This window comes from Streptomyces cyanogenus (genome assembly GCF_017526105.1).
GTDB classification, from domain to species: Bacteria; Actinomycetota; Actinomycetes; order Streptomycetales; family Streptomycetaceae; genus Streptomyces; species Streptomyces cyanogenus.
On sequence record NZ_CP071839.1, the window covers coordinates 5800969 to 5815568 of the forward strand.

General features: G+C 73.3%; 14 protein-coding genes. 4 read left to right on the top strand and 10 right to left on the bottom strand.

Features of this window, described 5'->3' with window-relative positions; genetic code table 11:
- Positions 1 to 107 precede the first annotated feature (107 nt).
- From S1361_RS26235 to S1361_RS26250, 4 genes are all read right to left on the bottom strand, one after another.
- Entirely contained in the window at positions 108 to 1148 is a 1041-nt protein-coding gene (locus S1361_RS26235; RefSeq protein ID WP_208034298.1) for a C40 family peptidase, read from the bottom strand.
- A gap of 110 nt (positions 1149 to 1258) precedes the next feature.
- Positions 1259 to 1561 (bottom strand): hypothetical protein, encoded by a 303-nt coding sequence (locus S1361_RS26240; RefSeq protein ID WP_208034300.1) that lies wholly within the window; start codon positions 1559 to 1561, stop codon positions 1259 to 1261.
- 4 nt (positions 1562 to 1565) lie between these two features.
- Positions 1566 to 2222: a TetR/AcrR family transcriptional regulator gene (locus tag S1361_RS26245; protein WP_208034302.1), complete on the bottom strand. Its 657-nt coding sequence runs from the start codon at positions 2220 to 2222 to the stop codon at positions 1566 to 1568.
- 132 nt (positions 2223 to 2354) lie between these two features.
- The gene (locus tag S1361_RS26250; protein ID WP_208034304.1) at positions 2355 to 3293 is read right to left on the bottom strand and encodes an AurF N-oxygenase family protein; all 939 of its coding nucleotides are present in this window, start codon (positions 3291 to 3293) and stop codon (positions 2355 to 2357) included.
- Positions 3294 to 3415: 122 nt separating this feature from the next.
- Here S1361_RS26250 and S1361_RS26255 point away from each other — a divergent pair, with 122 nt between their 5' ends.
- A complete protein-coding gene (locus S1361_RS26255) occupies positions 3416 to 4525 on the top strand; it encodes a ferritin-like domain-containing protein (protein WP_208034305.1) in 1110 nt (369 codons plus the stop codon).
- Positions 4526 to 4584: 59 nt separating this feature from the next.
- Positions 4585 to 5397, top strand: coding sequence for a hypothetical protein (locus tag S1361_RS26260; protein WP_243769556.1), 813 nt, complete (start codon positions 4585 to 4587; stop codon positions 5395 to 5397).
- Positions 5398 to 5516: 119 nt separating this feature from the next.
- Here the strand turns inward: S1361_RS26260 and S1361_RS26265 are convergent, their stop codons facing one another.
- The 5 genes from S1361_RS26265 to S1361_RS26285 form a co-directional block, all read right to left on the bottom strand.
- Positions 5517 to 6974, bottom strand: a complete 1458-nt coding sequence (locus S1361_RS26265) for a penicillin-binding transpeptidase domain-containing protein (protein ID WP_208036776.1) — start codon at positions 6972 to 6974, stop codon at positions 5517 to 5519.
- 35 nt (positions 6975 to 7009) lie between these two features.
- Positions 7010 to 8371 (bottom strand): FtsW/RodA/SpoVE family cell cycle protein, encoded by a 1362-nt coding sequence (locus tag S1361_RS26270; protein ID WP_208034309.1) that lies wholly within the window; start codon positions 8369 to 8371, stop codon positions 7010 to 7012.
- A 416-nt stretch (positions 8372 to 8787) separates the two neighbouring features.
- A complete protein-coding gene (locus tag S1361_RS26275; protein WP_208034311.1) occupies positions 8788 to 10032 on the bottom strand; it encodes a sensor histidine kinase in 1245 nt (414 codons plus the stop codon).
- Positions 10029 to 10802: a hypothetical protein gene (locus tag S1361_RS26280; RefSeq protein WP_208034319.1), complete on the bottom strand. Its 774-nt coding sequence runs from the start codon at positions 10800 to 10802 to the stop codon at positions 10029 to 10031. The genes S1361_RS26275 and S1361_RS26280 overlap by 4 nt, the downstream gene beginning before the upstream one ends.
- A 310-nt stretch (positions 10803 to 11112) precedes the next feature.
- Positions 11113 to 11619: a protein-tyrosine phosphatase family protein gene (locus S1361_RS26285; RefSeq protein WP_208034328.1), complete on the bottom strand. Its 507-nt coding sequence runs from the start codon at positions 11617 to 11619 to the stop codon at positions 11113 to 11115.
- Between the two features lie 100 nt (positions 11620 to 11719).
- Here S1361_RS26285 and S1361_RS26290 point away from each other — a divergent pair, with 100 nt between their 5' ends.
- Positions 11720 to 12523, top strand: coding sequence for a nuclease-related domain-containing protein (locus S1361_RS26290; protein WP_208034330.1), 804 nt, complete (start codon positions 11720 to 11722; stop codon positions 12521 to 12523).
- A gap of 19 nt (positions 12524 to 12542) precedes the next feature.
- Here the strand turns inward: S1361_RS26290 and ligD are convergent, their stop codons facing one another.
- Positions 12543 to 13430 carry a non-homologous end-joining DNA ligase gene (gene ligD, locus S1361_RS26295; protein ID WP_208034332.1) on the bottom strand — a complete coding sequence of 296 codons (888 nt, stop codon included), beginning with the start codon at positions 13428 to 13430 and terminating at the stop codon, positions 12543 to 12545.
- A gap of 53 nt (positions 13431 to 13483) precedes the next feature.
- Here ligD and ku point away from each other — a divergent pair, with 53 nt between their 5' ends.
- Complete coding sequence (gene ku / locus S1361_RS26300) at positions 13484 to 14506, top strand: non-homologous end joining protein Ku (RefSeq protein WP_208034340.1); 1023 nt, start codon at positions 13484 to 13486, stop codon at positions 14504 to 14506.
- The last annotated feature ends 94 nt before the right edge of the window (positions 14507 to 14600 follow it).

Below are 14600 nucleotides of genomic sequence, written 5' to 3' on the forward strand. Positions count from 1 at the left end.
GGCACCCCCCACCGGCGGAGAGACGCCGGAGGGCAGGTGCCGGAGGGGGACGAGCCACGCAGGAGGTCCCACGGACGGTCGGCGTACGCGTGGCGGTGCCGGCCCCGCTAGCCCCGCCCTGCCGAATCGGGACGTACCGCGCCGAGGATCGGGTAGCCGGCGATCGGGGAGACCGTGACCTTCCCGCCCGGCCTCGGCGCCTGGACGACCTTCCCCGCGCCCACGTACATCGCCACGTGCGTCGCCTCGGGGAAGTAGAGGACCAGGTCGCCTGGCCGGAGCTCCTTCAACGGCACGCGTCGGAGCTGCTCCCACTGCTCCTGGCTGGTGCGCGGGATCGGGGTCCCCGCGTGGGACCACGCCTCGGAGGTGAGGCCCGAGCAGTCGTACGCGTCCGGGCCCTGCGCCCCCCAGGCGTACGGCTTGCCGACCTGGTCCAGGGCGTACCGGACCGCGCGGCCGCCCGCCGGTGAGGCGGCGCGGTCGGCGGGGAGGGCGCCCGCGGTGGTGAGGGTGCGCTGGGCCTCGGCGACCCCCCGCTGTTCGAGGCGGGCGATCGCGGCGAGCTGCTCCGGGGTGAGGGCGGCCAGCAGGCGCTCCACGCCGGCGAGCCGGGACCGGACGTCGTCGCGCTGCCTCTGCTGCCGGCCGGCCAGGCTCAGCTGGGTGTCCAGGGCCTTGCGGGCCGCTCGGGCCAGCGCGTCCTTGCGTTTCTCGGCCGCGGCCAGCCGTCCCACCGTACGGGCCCGTTCGCGGGCCAGCTCGCCGATGACATGGCCCTCGTCCAGCGCGTGCTGCGGGTCGGGCGCGAGGAGCAGCCGGACGTACGGGCCGAGGCCGCCGCTGTTCTGGTACTGCTGCCGGGCCAGGCGCCCGGCGTCCGTCCGGCTGCCCTGCAACGCCAGCCGCGCCCGGGCCAGTTCACCGTCGAGCCGCGCGACCTCGGCGCGCTGCCGCTCCAGCTGCTCGGTGGTGGCGTTGTACGTCTCGGTGGCCTGCTCCGTCTGCCGGTACAGCTGCTGAAGGTCCGTCAGCAGCTCGGCCACGGACCGCTGCGGTTCCGGTTCGGCCGCGGCGGGGACGGGGGCGAGGACGGCCTGGGCCGCCACCGCGGCCGTACAGGCCAGGCGCAGGAACGTACCTGACACGTCATCATCTCCGTTGCGGGAAGGGCGGGCTTTCCGCTCCCCATCGCACCGCGATAATCAGATGATGCGTATGTGACGCACGCCGGGCTGCGCGATTCGGCGCAATCCTGTCACCCGTGGGTGTCGTCCGGTTCGCCGCGCGGCGGGCCGGAGGTCTTGGACCAGGGCCACCTGGGTTTCCCCCCGGACGTGTCATCCGGGTCGTACTGGTACTTCCACCCCTGGATCAGCCCGAGCCGCCGGCTGTGCCCGCGCGGCACCCGGCGGTAGACCAGCACCGTGGGCGGGCCGCCCGCCGGGTCCGGGACGGGGATGCGGTACGTCTTCGGGGGGTGCCCGGTCGGGCCGAGCAGGACGGGCAGCACGCGCCCGTCCATGGGGCCGCCCTCGAAAGGGGTGTCCTGACTCTTCACAAGGTCAGTCTCGGTCATCCCCGGCGAGCGTGCCGACGAGCTCGGCGGTCTGCGGGTCCCGGCCCGCGGTGACCGTGAGGACGGCCACGAACTGCTCCACCAGCCAGTCCCGCAGTTCCGCGGCCGGGGGCTGCTTGCCCTCGTCCAGCCAGATCAGGGAGGCCGCCTCCACGGCCGTGATCCACATCCGGACCGTCATGCGCAGCCGGGGGCCGGGAGCGGTGATGCCCAGGTGCTGGTAGATGTGCTCGGCGGCGGACCGGCGCACCCCGTCCACGATGGCGCTGGTGCGGGAGGTCTCCACCACGCTGCCGCCCTGGAGCAGCGCGCCGAAACCGGTGTCGTGCTCGTCAACGAAGGCCAGGTAGCGGTCCAGGGCGCGGGCCAGGCGGGGCAGCAGCGGGCCTTCGCGGGCCTCGTCGAAGCACTGCCGGAGCTCCTCGGCGGCCGAGCGCAGCGCGGCCTCGTACAGCTGCTGCTTGCCGCCGGGGAAGTACCGGTACACCAGCGGACGCGAGACCCCGGCCGCCTCCGCCACGTCGTCCAGGGAGACGTCCTCGGGGGCGCGGTGCGCGAAGAGGCCCAGGGCGGCGTCGAGGAGCTGGCTGCGCCGCTCCTCGACGCTGAGCCGACGGTATGCGGGGGTTGCCGACGGGGTCATGGCCAGCAGCCTAATCGCCGTGCGGGTGCCGGGGGATCGGCGGCCGTGGCCGGTGGCGGTGGCTCGCGCCGTTCCTCGGCCAGGCGTGCCGGGGACCTGCGACGCCTCCCTCGGGGGCGCTTGCCTCCCGGCCTACGCCAGCAGGCCCGACGACCTCCACAGCCGCCGGCCGACGCCCCGCAGCACCCCGATGTCGTCCAGGAAGTCCGTCAACCGCTTCGCGCCCGTCTGCATGACCTCGCGCCGGTGCGCACTGGCCTTCACCTGCGCCATCGCCTCCCGCTTGTCCAGGCCGACGTTGGTGTAGACCTCCGGGTTGACGAAGGCGACCGAGAAGACGCGGGCGAACTCCCCGGAGGTGACCCGGGTGAACTCCTGGGACCACTTCGGCGCGGTCACCATCTGGCGCCTCAGTTCCTCACGGGCGTACCGGACGTGCCGGGCCTCCTCGACCACGTGGATGCGGGTGACGCCCCGTATCAGAGGCTGGACCCGCTCGTCCGGGAACGTCAGCCGCTGCATCCAGTCCAGGACCTCCTCGCCCAGCAGCGTGGCGGTGAAGGAACCGGGGGTGGTGGAGATCGTCTTGAACAGGCGGCCGAGGTTCCGGTGGGCGCGGCTCACCGGGTACCAGGGCGTGCCGCCGTGCGTGATCAGCCGCGCGAACATCTTCGAGTGCCGGCACTCGTCCTCGATCTCGGTGAGCGCGTACCGCACGTGGGCGCTCGTCGCCGCCTTGTCGTAGATGTGCCGGACCAGCAGCTGCATCAGGATGATCTCGAACCAGATGCCGAGCGAGGCCAGCGCGGCGGCCTCGTGCCGGGACAGCAGGATGCGCTGCTCCTCGCTCATCCGCTTCCACATCGGGGTGTCGTACAGCGAGACCAGCTCCGGCGGCCAGAACCACTTGCCCTCCTCGAAGGGCGCCTCCCAGTCCAGCTCCTCGTCCGGGTCGAAGGAGTGCTTGGCGGAAGAGGCGAGCAGCCGTTCGGCCACCTGTTCCCGGTCCTTGAGCAGGCCGAGCGCGTCGCGCAGCCCGTCCAGCGCGTCCGCTTCCGTCAGGGTCGTCATGGCTCCCTCACCTCGTTACCCGGGGGTAGTCGTCCGGCTCTTATGAGACTGCTTGTCAGCAAGGCCGTCAATCCCTCGCGCGCAACTTGTTGACGGAGCGTCCACGTGTGAGCCTGCCGGGTATGCCGACCCACGACCTCTACGCCGACCACCCGGGAGACTCCCCCTGGCAGGTGCCCGCCGCCGGCGCGGCCCGGTTCAGCTGGGAGTACGACGACGGACGCGACCGCATGCTCGCCCTGTACCAGAAGGGCAAGGACAAGCAGTGGGACGGGCGGACGCGCATCGACTGGGACCTGGAGGTCGACCCGTACGACGCCCTCGGCACGCCCGAGGAGGCCATGTCCCTGTACGGCACCCCGTACTGGGCCAAGCTGTCGGAGAAGGACAAGGGCGAGCTGCGCCGGCACTACGCCTCCTGGCAGTTCAGCCAGTTCCTGCACGGCGAGCAGGGCGCGATGATCTGCGCCGCGCGGATCGTGGAGTCGGTGCCCGACCTCGACGCCAAGTTCTTCTCCGCGACCCAGACCATGGACGAGGCCCGGCACGCCGAGATATACGGCCGGTTCCTGCACGAGAAGGTGGGCCTCGTCTACCCGATCAACGACAACCTCCAGTCGCTGCTCGGCGACACCCTGCGCGACAGCCGCTGGGACATGCCCTACCTCGGCATGCAGGTACTGATCGAGGGCCTGGCGCTGGCCGCCTTCGGCATGATCCGGGACACCACGGACAAGCCCCTGCCCAAGCAGATCCTGACCTACGTCATGCAGGACGAGGCCCGGCACGTCGCCTTCGGCCGGATGGCGCTGCGCGACTACTACAGGCAGCTCACCGACGCCGAACTGCGCGAGCGCGAGGAGTTCGTGATCGAGGGCTGCTACCTGATGCGCGACCGGCTGCGCGGGGTGGAGGTGCTGGAGAACTTCGGCATCCCGAAGGCCGAGGCGGAGGCGCTGAGCGAGCGGTCCGAGTTCCTCCGGGTCTTCCGGAAGCTGCTGTTCAGCCGCATCGTCCCGTGCGTCAAGGACATCGGCCTGTGGGGCAAGCGGCTCCAGCAGGCCTATGTGGACATGGGCGTCCTGGAGCTGGGCGACTCCGACCTGGACCTGCTGATGACGCAGGACGAGGAGCTGGCGGAGCGGCTGGACGCCGAGCGCTTCGCCGCCGAGGAGCAGGCACGGGTGGCCGAGGTGGAGGCGGCGATCGAGGCGGGGGCGGCGGAGGACTGACCGGACGCGGGCGCGGTGCCGGTCCTGTCACCCGGGTGCAGTAGCGTGCTGGCGTGTCCATGCCTCCATCGCCGCAGAATCCGGGCCCCTACGGCCAGCAGCCCCCGCAGACCCCGGGGCCGTACGGCTCCCCGTATCCCCAGCAGCCGTACCCCGCGCAGCCGTACCCTCCGCAGGCTCCCTACCCGCCCCAGCAGCCGTACCCGGGCTGGGGCGGCATGCCGCCCGTGGTCCCGCCGCCGAAGAAGCGGCGGGTCGGTCTGGTCCTCGGCATCGTGGGCGGTGTCGTCACGGCCGTCGTCGTGCTGCTCATCGTCCTCGGGCTGGTGGCGGAGAGCGGCTTCCCCGAGGCCGAGAACAAGCTCACCCTTCCGCAGAAGCTCGTCGACGGCCGCTTCGAACTCGCCCAGGACCTGTCCTCGGCCCAGGGCCGGAAGATCCAGGACGAGGCCGAGGGCGCCTGGGACGCCAAGGACGTCGAGGGTGTCGTCGGGCAGTACGCCCTCGGGGGTGACAACACCAAGGGCCTGCTGGTGCTCTCGGGCATGTACGGCCGGTTCAAGAACACCGACGAGGCCCGGCGCAACATGCTCAAGGGTGCCGCCGAGGCGGACGGCGTCACGGTCGCCGTCGCGCGGAAGGACTTCCCCGAGGACGGCGAGCCGACGGTCAGCTGCGAGGTGCTCACCCAGAAGAGTGCGGGCGCCACGATGACCTACCCCGTGTGTGCCTGGACCGACGGCAACACGGGCGCCGCGATCGCGTCGATGACGTCCGAGACGGCCAAGCAGGACCCGTCCGAGGTGGATCTCCGCTTCTACGCGAAGCTCACCCGCCAGATCCGCTCGGAAACGGTCAAGCCGATCTCCTGACCCCGCCGGCCCGTTCTCACCCGCGGAGGCGGTGGAGCCGGCCGATCGACCGCCACCGTGGGCCCGTTCCCGCTGGCGGTGATGGTCCAGCCGGCCGGCCGCCCCCCGGGGGCCCGTTCTCACCTGCCGAGCACCGCCCGCATCACCTCGCGCGCGATCGGCGCCGCGTCCCCGCCGCCGCTGATCTCACCCCGGTCCGCCGAGGCGTCCTCCACCACCACCGCGACCGCCACCTGCGGCTCCGGCGCGTTCCGGGCCTGCGCCCAGGAGACGAACCAGGCGTACGGCACCCCGGCATTGCCGACCCCGTGCTGGGCGGTGCCGGTCTTGCCGCCGACCAGCGCGCCGGGGATCGCCGCGTTGGTGCCGGTGCCCTCCTCGACCACACCGGCCATCAGCTCCTTCAGCCGGGCCGCGGTGGCCGGCCGCATCACCTGCCGCCCCGGCCCGGCCCCGCTGCCGGTGACCGTCTCGCCGCCGTGCCGGGTGGTCCGCTCCACCAGGTACGGCGGACGCAGCCGGCCCCCGTCCGCGACCGCCGCCGCGACCATCGCCATCTGCAGCGGGGTGGCCCGCGTGTTGTACTGCCCGATCGAGGACAGCGCCAGCTGCGCCCGGTCCACCTTCGTGTCGAAGGTGCTGGGCGACACGGCGAAGGGGATGCCCAGGCCGGTGTCGTTGAACCCGAACGCCTGGGCCGTCGCCGCCATGTTCCGCACCCCCACGTCGACGCCCAGCTTGGCGAAGACCGTGTTGCAGGACCACTCGAAGGCGTAGCGCACCGAGGCGTTCCGGCAGCCGTCGCCCTCGTTGGTCAGCCGGGTGGTGGTGCCGGGCAGCCGGTAGGGGTCGGGGGAGTCGGTGGGCGCGTCGAGGTCCGTGACCACGCCCGCGTCCAGTGCCGCCGCCGCGGTGACCACCTTGAACGTCGACCCCGGCGGATAGGACTGCCGTACCGCCCGGTTGAGCATCGGCTTCTCCGGGTCGTGGTTGAGCCGGGCCCACGCCGCCGACACCGCCTCGTTGTTGCCCGACAGCTCCGACGGGTCGTACGACGGGCTGGTCACCAGCGCCAGGACGCGGCCCGTGGCCGGCTCGACCGCGGCCACCGCGCCCTTGCGGCCCGCGAGACCCAGGTACGCGGCCTCCTGCGCCCGCCGGCTGAGGGTCGTCACGACGTCCCCGCCCCGGTTCCGTGCCCGCGTCGCGTCGGTCCACAACGGCAGCGGGGCGAGCATCGGATCGGTGCCGGAGAGCACCCCGTCCTCGGTGTGCTCCAGGAACGTGGTGCCGTACTTCTGCGAGGAGAACCCGGTGACCGGCGCGTACAACGGGCCGTCCTCGTAGGCGCGTTCGTAGCGCAGCTGCTCGCCGGTGTCCACCGACCCGGTGACCGGCTCGCCGCCCACCAGGATGTTCCCGCGGGGCTGCTGGTAGCGGGCGATGGTGGCCCGGCGGTTGGCCGGGTTGTCGTCGTACTCACGGGACTGCACGACCTGCACGCGGGCCGCGTTGGCCAGCAGGGCCGCCAGCAGCAGGGCGCAGAAACCGCAGGCGTGCCGGATGTACTTCGCCATCGGCCGCCCGCCCTCGGGAATCCGGCCGTAGTCGCTCACGGCGCCTCCCGGCCGTCGTACTGGCTGCGCGCCGAGTCGCTCACCCGGACCAGCAGCGCCACGATCGCCCAGTTGGTGACCACCGAGGAGCCGCCCTGGGCGAGGAACGGCATCGCCATGCCGGTCAGCGGGATCAGCCCGGTGACTCCGCCCGCGATCACGAAAACCTGCAGCGCCACGATCGAGGCCAGCCCGACCGCGAGGAGCCGGCCGAACGGCTCGCGCAGCGCGAGGCCCGCCCGGTAGCCGCGCTCCACCAGCAGCGCGTACAGCAGCACGATCGCCGCGAGGCCGGCGAGGCCCAGTTCCTCCCCGGCGGTCGCCAGGATGAAGTCCGACTTGGCGGCGAAGCCGATCAGGATGGAGTGGCCGAGCCCCAGGCCGGTGCCGAGGACCCCGCCGGCGGCGAAGGCGAACAGCGACTGGGAGAGCTGGTTGGGGCCCTGCCCGGCCTCGATGGTGGCGAACGGGTGCAGCCAGTCCTCGATCCGGCCGCCCACGTGCGGCTCCAGCCGCCCCACGGCGAAGGCGCCGAGCACGGCCAGCAGCAGCCCGACCGCGATCCAGCCGGTGCGCCCGGTGGCGACGTACAGCAGCACCACGAACAGCCCGAAGAACAGCAGCGAGGTCCCGAGGTCCCGCTCCAGCACCAGCACCCCCACGCTCACCAGCCAGATCGTCAGGATCGGCCCGAGCACCCGCCCGGTCGGGAACTGCAGCCGCCACAGCCGCCGGCCGGTGTACGCGAGCGCGCTGCGGTTGGCGGCCAGATAGGCGGCGAAGAACACCGCGAGCAGCACCTTCGCGAACTCGCCCGGCTGGATGGAGAACCCGGCGATCCGGATCCAGATCCGGGCGCCGTTGACCGCCGGGAACAGGATCGGCAGCGCCAGCAGGGCGAGGGCGGCCACCACGCAGACGTACGAGTACCGCTGGAGCACCCGGTGGTCGCGCAGCACCAGGACGACGGCGATGAACAGGCCCACCCCGAGCGTGGACCACACCAGTTGGGCGGGGGCCGCCTGGTCACCCGGTGTCTCCAGGTCCAGCCGGTAGATCAGCACCAGCCCGAGCCCGTTGAGCAGCACGCCGATGGGCAGCGGGAGGGGATCGGCGTACGGCGCCCGGATGCGGACCGCGATGTGCGCGCACAGGGCGAGCACGCCGAGGCCGGCCCCGTAGCCGGCGGCGCCCGGCGGGACGGTGCCGGTCCGGGCCAGCCCCACCGCGCAGTAGCCGTACACGGACAGCAGGACGGCCAGCACGAGCAGGGAGAGTTCGACGCCCCGGCGCCGGGGGAGGCGTGCGGCGCGCGCGGGAGCGGGGACCGCCGCCGTGGTGGTTCCGGCGTTCGTCATGCCCGGAACCTACCGAAATAGGCCCCCTTGTGTACGGAGGGCGGGGCCGCTTGCGTACGCAGGGCGTGGCCGCACCCTCGAAGGGGCGCGGACTGCGTCACCTGGCGGCTCCGCCTCGGGCACGGGGGTGTGCGGCTGTCCGGCTCCGCCGCCCGGGCGGGCTCGGGCGCGTATGGCGGTGAGCCCGGTTGTGTCCTGTGCGGCTCGGCCGGGCAGGGCGGTGAGCCCGGAATCCGCCTGGGGCGCCGGGTTCTACTCGGCCCGGGCGGCCTCAAGGTGGCGACCGCGGGGCTGTGTCGCTGTGCGGCTCCGCCGTCCGGGCGGGCTCGGACGGGTATGACGGTGAGCCCGGTTGTGTCCTGTGCGGCTGGGCCGGGCAGGGCGGTGAGCCCGGAATCCGCCCGCGGGCTTGGGCGCTACTCGCCCCCGGGCAGCCTCAGAGTGGCGACCGCGCCCCCGTCCACCGCGTTGGTGAAGGTCAGCGCGGCGCCCAGCACCTCCGCCTGGCCCACCGCGATGGTCAGCCCGAGCCCGTGCCCCTTGGCCCCGCCCTCGGTACGGAACCGCTGCGGCCCATGGGCCACCAGGTACCCCGGATACCCGCCCCCGTGGTCCCGCACGGTCACCACCGGCCCGTCCACCGTCAGCACCACCGGTGGTGCCCCGTGCTTGTGCGCGTTGGCCACCAGGTTCCCGAGCACCCGCTCCAGCCGCCGCCGGTCGGTCTCCACCCGGACGTCCCGCAGGATCCGCACCTCGGTGTCGGTGCCCGAGGCCCGCACCACCCGCGCGGCCAGCGCCCCCAGCTGTTCCGTGCCGACCTCCAGCCGCTCCCGGCCGGTGTCCAGCCGGGAGATCTCCAGCAGGTCCTCGGTGAGCGTGCGCAGCGCGGCCACCCGGTCCTGCACCAGCTCCGTCGGCCGCCCGGGAGGCAGCAGCTCGGCCGCCGCGTGCAGCCCGGTCAGCGGAGTGCGCAGCTCGTGCGCGACGTCAGCGGTGAACCGCTGCTCGCTCAGCAGCTTGCTCTGCAGGCTCGACGCCATCGTGTCCAGGGCCGCGGCCACCGCGGCGACCTCGTCCTGCGGGCGGGTCGGATCCTGCGTCCGGGGGTCGTTCACCCGGGCGTCCAGGTCGCCGGCGCTGATCCGCCGGGCCACCCGCGCGGTGCCGTGCAGCCGCCGGGTCACCCGGGTCACCGCGAACACGCCGACCAGCACGGTCGCGCCGATCGCCAGCCCCGACGACCACAGGATCGACTGGTCGAGTCCGGCGATGGTGCGGGACGGCTGCGAGTAGTCGACCTCCACGGCCAGCGCCCGGTGCCCGGCCACCGGCCCCGCCGCCCACATCATCGGCCGCCCCCGGTGGGTGGCGACCATTGTGCCGCGCTCCCCGGCCGCCGCCAGGGTCCGCAGCGGCGTCGGCAGCCCCTCCGGGTCCACCCCGGCTCCCGGCAGCAGCGTGTCCCCGGCCTCGTACGCCTGCGTGGCGTCGGCGAGCCGGGACAGCGCCAGGTCGCGGGCCTGGCCGACGGTCTGGTTGGTCACCGAGACATGGACCAGCACGCCGAGCAGCGCGGCCAGCGCGCAGCACATCACGATGATGAACGCGGCGGCCTTGACGGCGAGGGCCCCGGCCCAGTGGGGCAGCGTGAGCCTCACCGCGGGCTCGCCGCGGTCGCTGCCGGCTCCGCGGTCCGCGTGGTCCCCGTGCTCGGTGCGGGCGAGGCCGACGGGGACGGGGTCCTGCCGGTCCGGCCGTCGCCGACGTGCAGGTACTCGTCGCGGGAGAACACCATCGCGCGCTGGCCCGGGTCCCACTCCCAGGTGGTGCGGTACTCGTAGCCGGAGGTGTCGGCCGGCGAGCGTTCGATCAGCGACCGGCCGGCCAGCTCCACCCCGATGATCGCGTCGTTGTCGGCCAGCACCTGCACCAGCCTGTGCCGCTCGACGGTGTACACCCGCACCGCCGTCTGGTTGGTCGGGTACAGCCGGAAGCCGAGCGTCAGATCCGCCCGGCCGTCCCCGGTGAGGTCCCGGTAGTACGGCTTCAGCAGCGGGCACCGGGCCCGGTCCCCGCCCGGCCGGCACTCCTGCATCCGGTCCACGGTCGCGTGGTACGCCCCCTTCGACCCGTAGTCGGCCGGGTGCGCCCTCAGCTCCGCCTCGACGACGTCCACCGGATCGACCTTGCGGATGTCGTCGCCGGGGACCGCGACGCCCTTGACGATCTCCCGGGTCGACACGTCGTAGGGGTACGCCGGGCTGGACGCCGGCCGCAGATCGGGCCAGAGCTTGGCGGGACTGGCGGCGGTCGGGGTCGCCCCGGCGCCGCGCAGCCCACCGGTGTCCCCGCAGCCCGCCGCCGTCACCGACAGCAGGGCGACGGCGGCTGCGGCGAGGGCGGTGCGTACGGGACGACGGGCTGGCATCCCTACATTCTGACGGAAGCGTGCTTTGTACCGCCTCGGACGCGGGGCGTGCCGCAGGTCGTACGGCGCCGGGGCGGGGTGTGCCGCGGGTCGTACCGCTTCGGACGCGGGGGGCGCTGCGGGCCGTACTGCTTCGGACGCGGGGCGTGCCCCAGGCCGTACCGCTTCGGGCCTGGGCGCGCTGCGGGTCGTACCGCTTCGGGCCTGGGCGCGCTGCGGGCCGTACCGCTTCGGGCCTGGGCGCGCTGCGGGTCGTACTGCCTCGGACGCGGGGCGCGCCGCGGGCCCAGCCCCGCGAAGGGCACCGCGGCTACTCGGTCAGCTCCTCCAGCAGCCGCACGGTCGCCAGGCCCGCCCGCAGGTACTCCACGAACAGCTCGTTGTGCAGCGCCCACGCCGAGCGCCGGGCCCGGATCAGCTGGATCGCCTGGTCGGCCGAGTCACCCCGCTGGACCAGGGCGTGCCCGACGACCAGCCCCGAGCGGTTGTACCCGTGGTAACAGCGCACGAGCACCCGGCGGCCCGCATCCAGCGCCTCGTTCACCGCCCGCGCCAGCCGGATCACCCCGGCGAGCTGCGTCCCGTCCAGCGGCCCGTCCGGAATCGGCCACACATGGTGCTCCACGCCCGCATCGGGCCCGTACCCCGGCAGCCGCAGCAGGGACTGCACCAGATCGAACTCGTCTCGTACGACGGCGAGCTCCAGCCGGCCGGAACGGCCCCGGAACTGGTGCCCGCCCATCCACAGGCCGGGCACGACCTCGCTCCACGGGCTGTCCGGAGCCGGTACGTCGGGCTGCTTTCCGCGGATACGCAACGGCGCCTCCCCAACTCCCCCTCGCAGGGCCGTCCTCCACGGTAACCGGTCTTGCCCCGGGAGCACCCCGCCTGTTCCCATGGTCGAGGGGTGATGGCGCATGAGCGGACTGCGCGTGGTGCCGGCCTTCCGGCACGGCCGGGAGCGGCTGTACGTCTGCCGCGAGGACGGATCCAACGTCGCCTGGTACGACCGCGAGACCGGCCGGGTCAACCTGCTCGGCGAGGACAGCAGGGACGACGTGCTGCACGCCCTGCAACCCTTCCTGACCGGCCCGGTCACCGTGGGCCCGCCCCCGGTGCCCACCCCCGCGGAACTCGCCCGGCTCACCCTGCACCCGGACGACGACCTCGCCCCCAACCGCCCCGGCGAGGCCCTGCTCGTCGCCCTCGACCGCGACCCCGGCCCCGCCCACCGGCTGCGCCCCGACCCGCGCCGGCGCGCCCTGGCCGCCGAGCAGACCGTCGGCGGCGCCCTGGACGAGCTGGAGGGCGCCGGCTGGCACACCGTGCACTCCGTCCCGCTGCCCGGCGGCGACCGCATCCACCACCTGGTGATCGGCCCCGGCGGCCTGTTCACCGTCCACGCCCTGTACGCCCGCAAGAGCCGGGTCCTGGTCGCCGACCCGATGGTCACCCTGGGCCGCCGCGAGGCCGAGCCGCTGCTGCGCCGGCTGCGCGCCGACGCCGACCGCGCCACCTACGCCCTGACCGCCGAGGTCCGCCCGCTGCTGGCCCTGGTCGGCCCGGCCGAGGTGACCGTGACGGCACAGCCGCGCGGGGTGCGGATCCTGACGGACGCCGAGCTGGCGGGCCTGGCCCGGCTGGGCGCGGTGCTCAAGCCGGCCGACGTGGAGGCACTGCACGGGATGGCCCGGGACCGGAAGACCTGGGGCAGGCTGTAGCCCAGGGCGCCCGGGGCGCTCAGGGCAGGGGTACGGCCCGCTCCGGGGCCGTCAGCACCGCCATCAGGTCGCCGAGGTCCTGGAGCCGTGGGGCGATGTCCTCCGCCCGGAACTCCAGCTGCGCGGCGCTGCGGCAGTCGGCGACCTCCTCCCAGGTCACCGGCGCCGACACCAGCGGGGCCCGGCGGGCGCGCACGGTGTACGGGGTGGCCGTGGTCTTCCGGGCCGCGTTCTGGCTCCAGTCCACGAACACCTTCCCCGGCCGGAGGCTCTTGGTCATCCGGTGCACCACCAGCCGGGGCATCGCCCGCTCGGCCTCCACCGCCAGCGCCTTCGCGTACTCGGACGTCCGTTCGGAAGAGCTGCCCCGCACCGCCGCCAGTAGATGCAGCCCCTTCGAGCCGGCCGTCTTCGGGTACGCCTCGATCCCGTCCGCCGCGAGCCGCTCGCGCAGCCACAGGGCGACCTCGCAGCAGTGCACGATCGTCGCGGGCGCGCCCGGATCCAGGTCGAACACCAGCCGGTCCGCCTCCTGCGGGGACTGCACCAGCCACTGGTGCGTGTGGAACTCGGTGACCAGGTTCGCCGCCCAGACCAGGCTGGGCAGGTCCTGCACCACCACCATCCGGGCCGGGCTGTCCGCCGACGACCGCGGCACCTCGGCGGTGGTGACCCAGTCGGGCGTACCCGGCGGCACGTTCTTGGTGAAGAACAGCTGTCCGTCCGGGCCGTCCGGATAGCGCAGGAAGGACACCGCCCGGTCCCGCAGGTGCGGCAGCAGGGCCGCGGCGGTGGTCGCGTAGTAGTGCAGCAGCTCCCCTTTGGTGAAGCCGGTCTCCGGATACAGCACCTTCTCCAGGTTGCTGAGCGCGACCCGGCGCCCCTCCACCTCTGTGATAGGCGTCATAAGATGACAATCCCAGACGAACCGGATAAATCGGCAAAGGAAGGGTGCGGCACGTGCGATCGATATGGAACGGCGCCATCTCCTTCGGCCTCGTCAGCATCCCGATCAAGCTGGTGAACGCCACCGAGAGCCACGCCATCTCCTTCCGGCAGATCCACACCGAGGACAACGGCCGCATCCGCTACCGCAAGGTGTGCGAACTGGAGGAGCGCGAGGTCACGCAGGGGGAGATCGGCAAGGGGTACGAGGACGCCGACGGCACGATCATCCCGATCACCGACGAGGACCTCTCCCACCTGCCCATCCCCACGGCCCGCACCATCGAGATCGTGGCCTTCGTCCCGGCCGACCGCATCGACCCCCTCCAGATGGACGCGGCCTACTACCTCGCGGCCAGTGGAGCCCCCGCCGCCAAGCCGTACACCCTGCTGCGCGAGGCCCTCAAGCGCAGCAACAAGGTCGCCATCGCCAAGTACGCACTGCGCGGCCGGGAACGCCTCGGCATGCTGCGGGTCGTCGGCGACGCCATCGCCATGCACGGGCTGCTCTGGCCGGACGAGGTCCGGGCCCCGGAGGGCGTCGCCCCCGACGTGGACGTCACCATCCGGGACAAGGAACTCGACCTCGCGGACGCCCTGATGGACACGCTCGGCGAGGTCGACATGGACGACCTGCACGACGAGTACCGGGAGGCGCTGGAGGAGGTCATCGCCGCGAAGGCCTCCGGCGAGGCCCCGCCCGAGGCCCCGGCGCCCGCCGCCGGCGGCAAGGTGCTCGACCTGATGGCCGCCCTGGAGAACAGCGTGCGCGCGGCCCGGGAGTCCCGCGCGGCCGCCGGCTCCGAGGCCGAGGTCAGATCCCTGCGGCAGGACCGGGCCGCACCCAAGGAACCGGCCGGCAAGAAGTCGACGTCCACGACCACGAAGAAGACGGCCACCGCGAAGAAGGCCGCACCCGCACGCAAGTCGACGTCCAAGGCGGGGGAGGCCGCGAAGAAGACGGGGGCCGCGGCGAAGAGCACGACGACGAAGAAGACCTCACCCAAGAAGACCACGTCCCGCAAGCGCTCGGCGTGACCCTCGCCGGGGTGCGGGAGCGCCGGGTGGCGTGGATCCGGTGCTCGTCTTCGGCGCGGGGGTGGCTGAGCATGGCGTCAGCGGCGTCGATGTC

What these genes read in the sequence shown, in the direction of transcription:
- S1361_RS26245 (WP_208034302.1), bottom strand. Translation starts at nt 2,222, where the DNA reads ATGACCCCGTCGGCAACCCCCGCATACCGTCGGCTCAGCGTCGAGGAG.
- S1361_RS26250 (WP_208034304.1), bottom strand. Translation starts at nt 3,293, where the DNA reads ATGACGACCCTGACGGAAGCGGACGCGCTGGACGGGCTGCGCGACGCG.
- S1361_RS26255 (WP_208034305.1), top strand. Translation starts at nt 3,416, where the DNA reads ATGCCGACCCACGACCTCTACGCCGACCACCCGGGAGACTCCCCCTGG.
- S1361_RS26260 (WP_243769556.1), top strand. Translation starts at nt 4,585, where the DNA reads ATGCCTCCATCGCCGCAGAATCCGGGCCCCTACGGCCAGCAGCCCCCG.
- S1361_RS26265 (WP_208036776.1), bottom strand. Translation starts at nt 6,974, where the DNA reads ATGGCGAAGTACATCCGGCACGCCTGCGGTTTCTGCGCCCTGCTGCTG.
- S1361_RS26270 (WP_208034309.1), bottom strand. Translation starts at nt 8,371, where the DNA reads ATGACGAACGCCGGAACCACCACGGCGGCGGTCCCCGCTCCCGCGCGC.
- S1361_RS26280 (WP_208034319.1), bottom strand. Translation starts at nt 10,802, where the DNA reads ATGCCAGCCCGTCGTCCCGTACGCACCGCCCTCGCCGCAGCCGCCGTC.
- S1361_RS26290 (WP_208034330.1), top strand. Translation starts at nt 11,720, where the DNA reads ATGAGCGGACTGCGCGTGGTGCCGGCCTTCCGGCACGGCCGGGAGCGG.
- ligD (WP_208034332.1), bottom strand. Translation starts at nt 13,430, where the DNA reads ATGACGCCTATCACAGAGGTGGAGGGGCGCCGGGTCGCGCTCAGCAAC.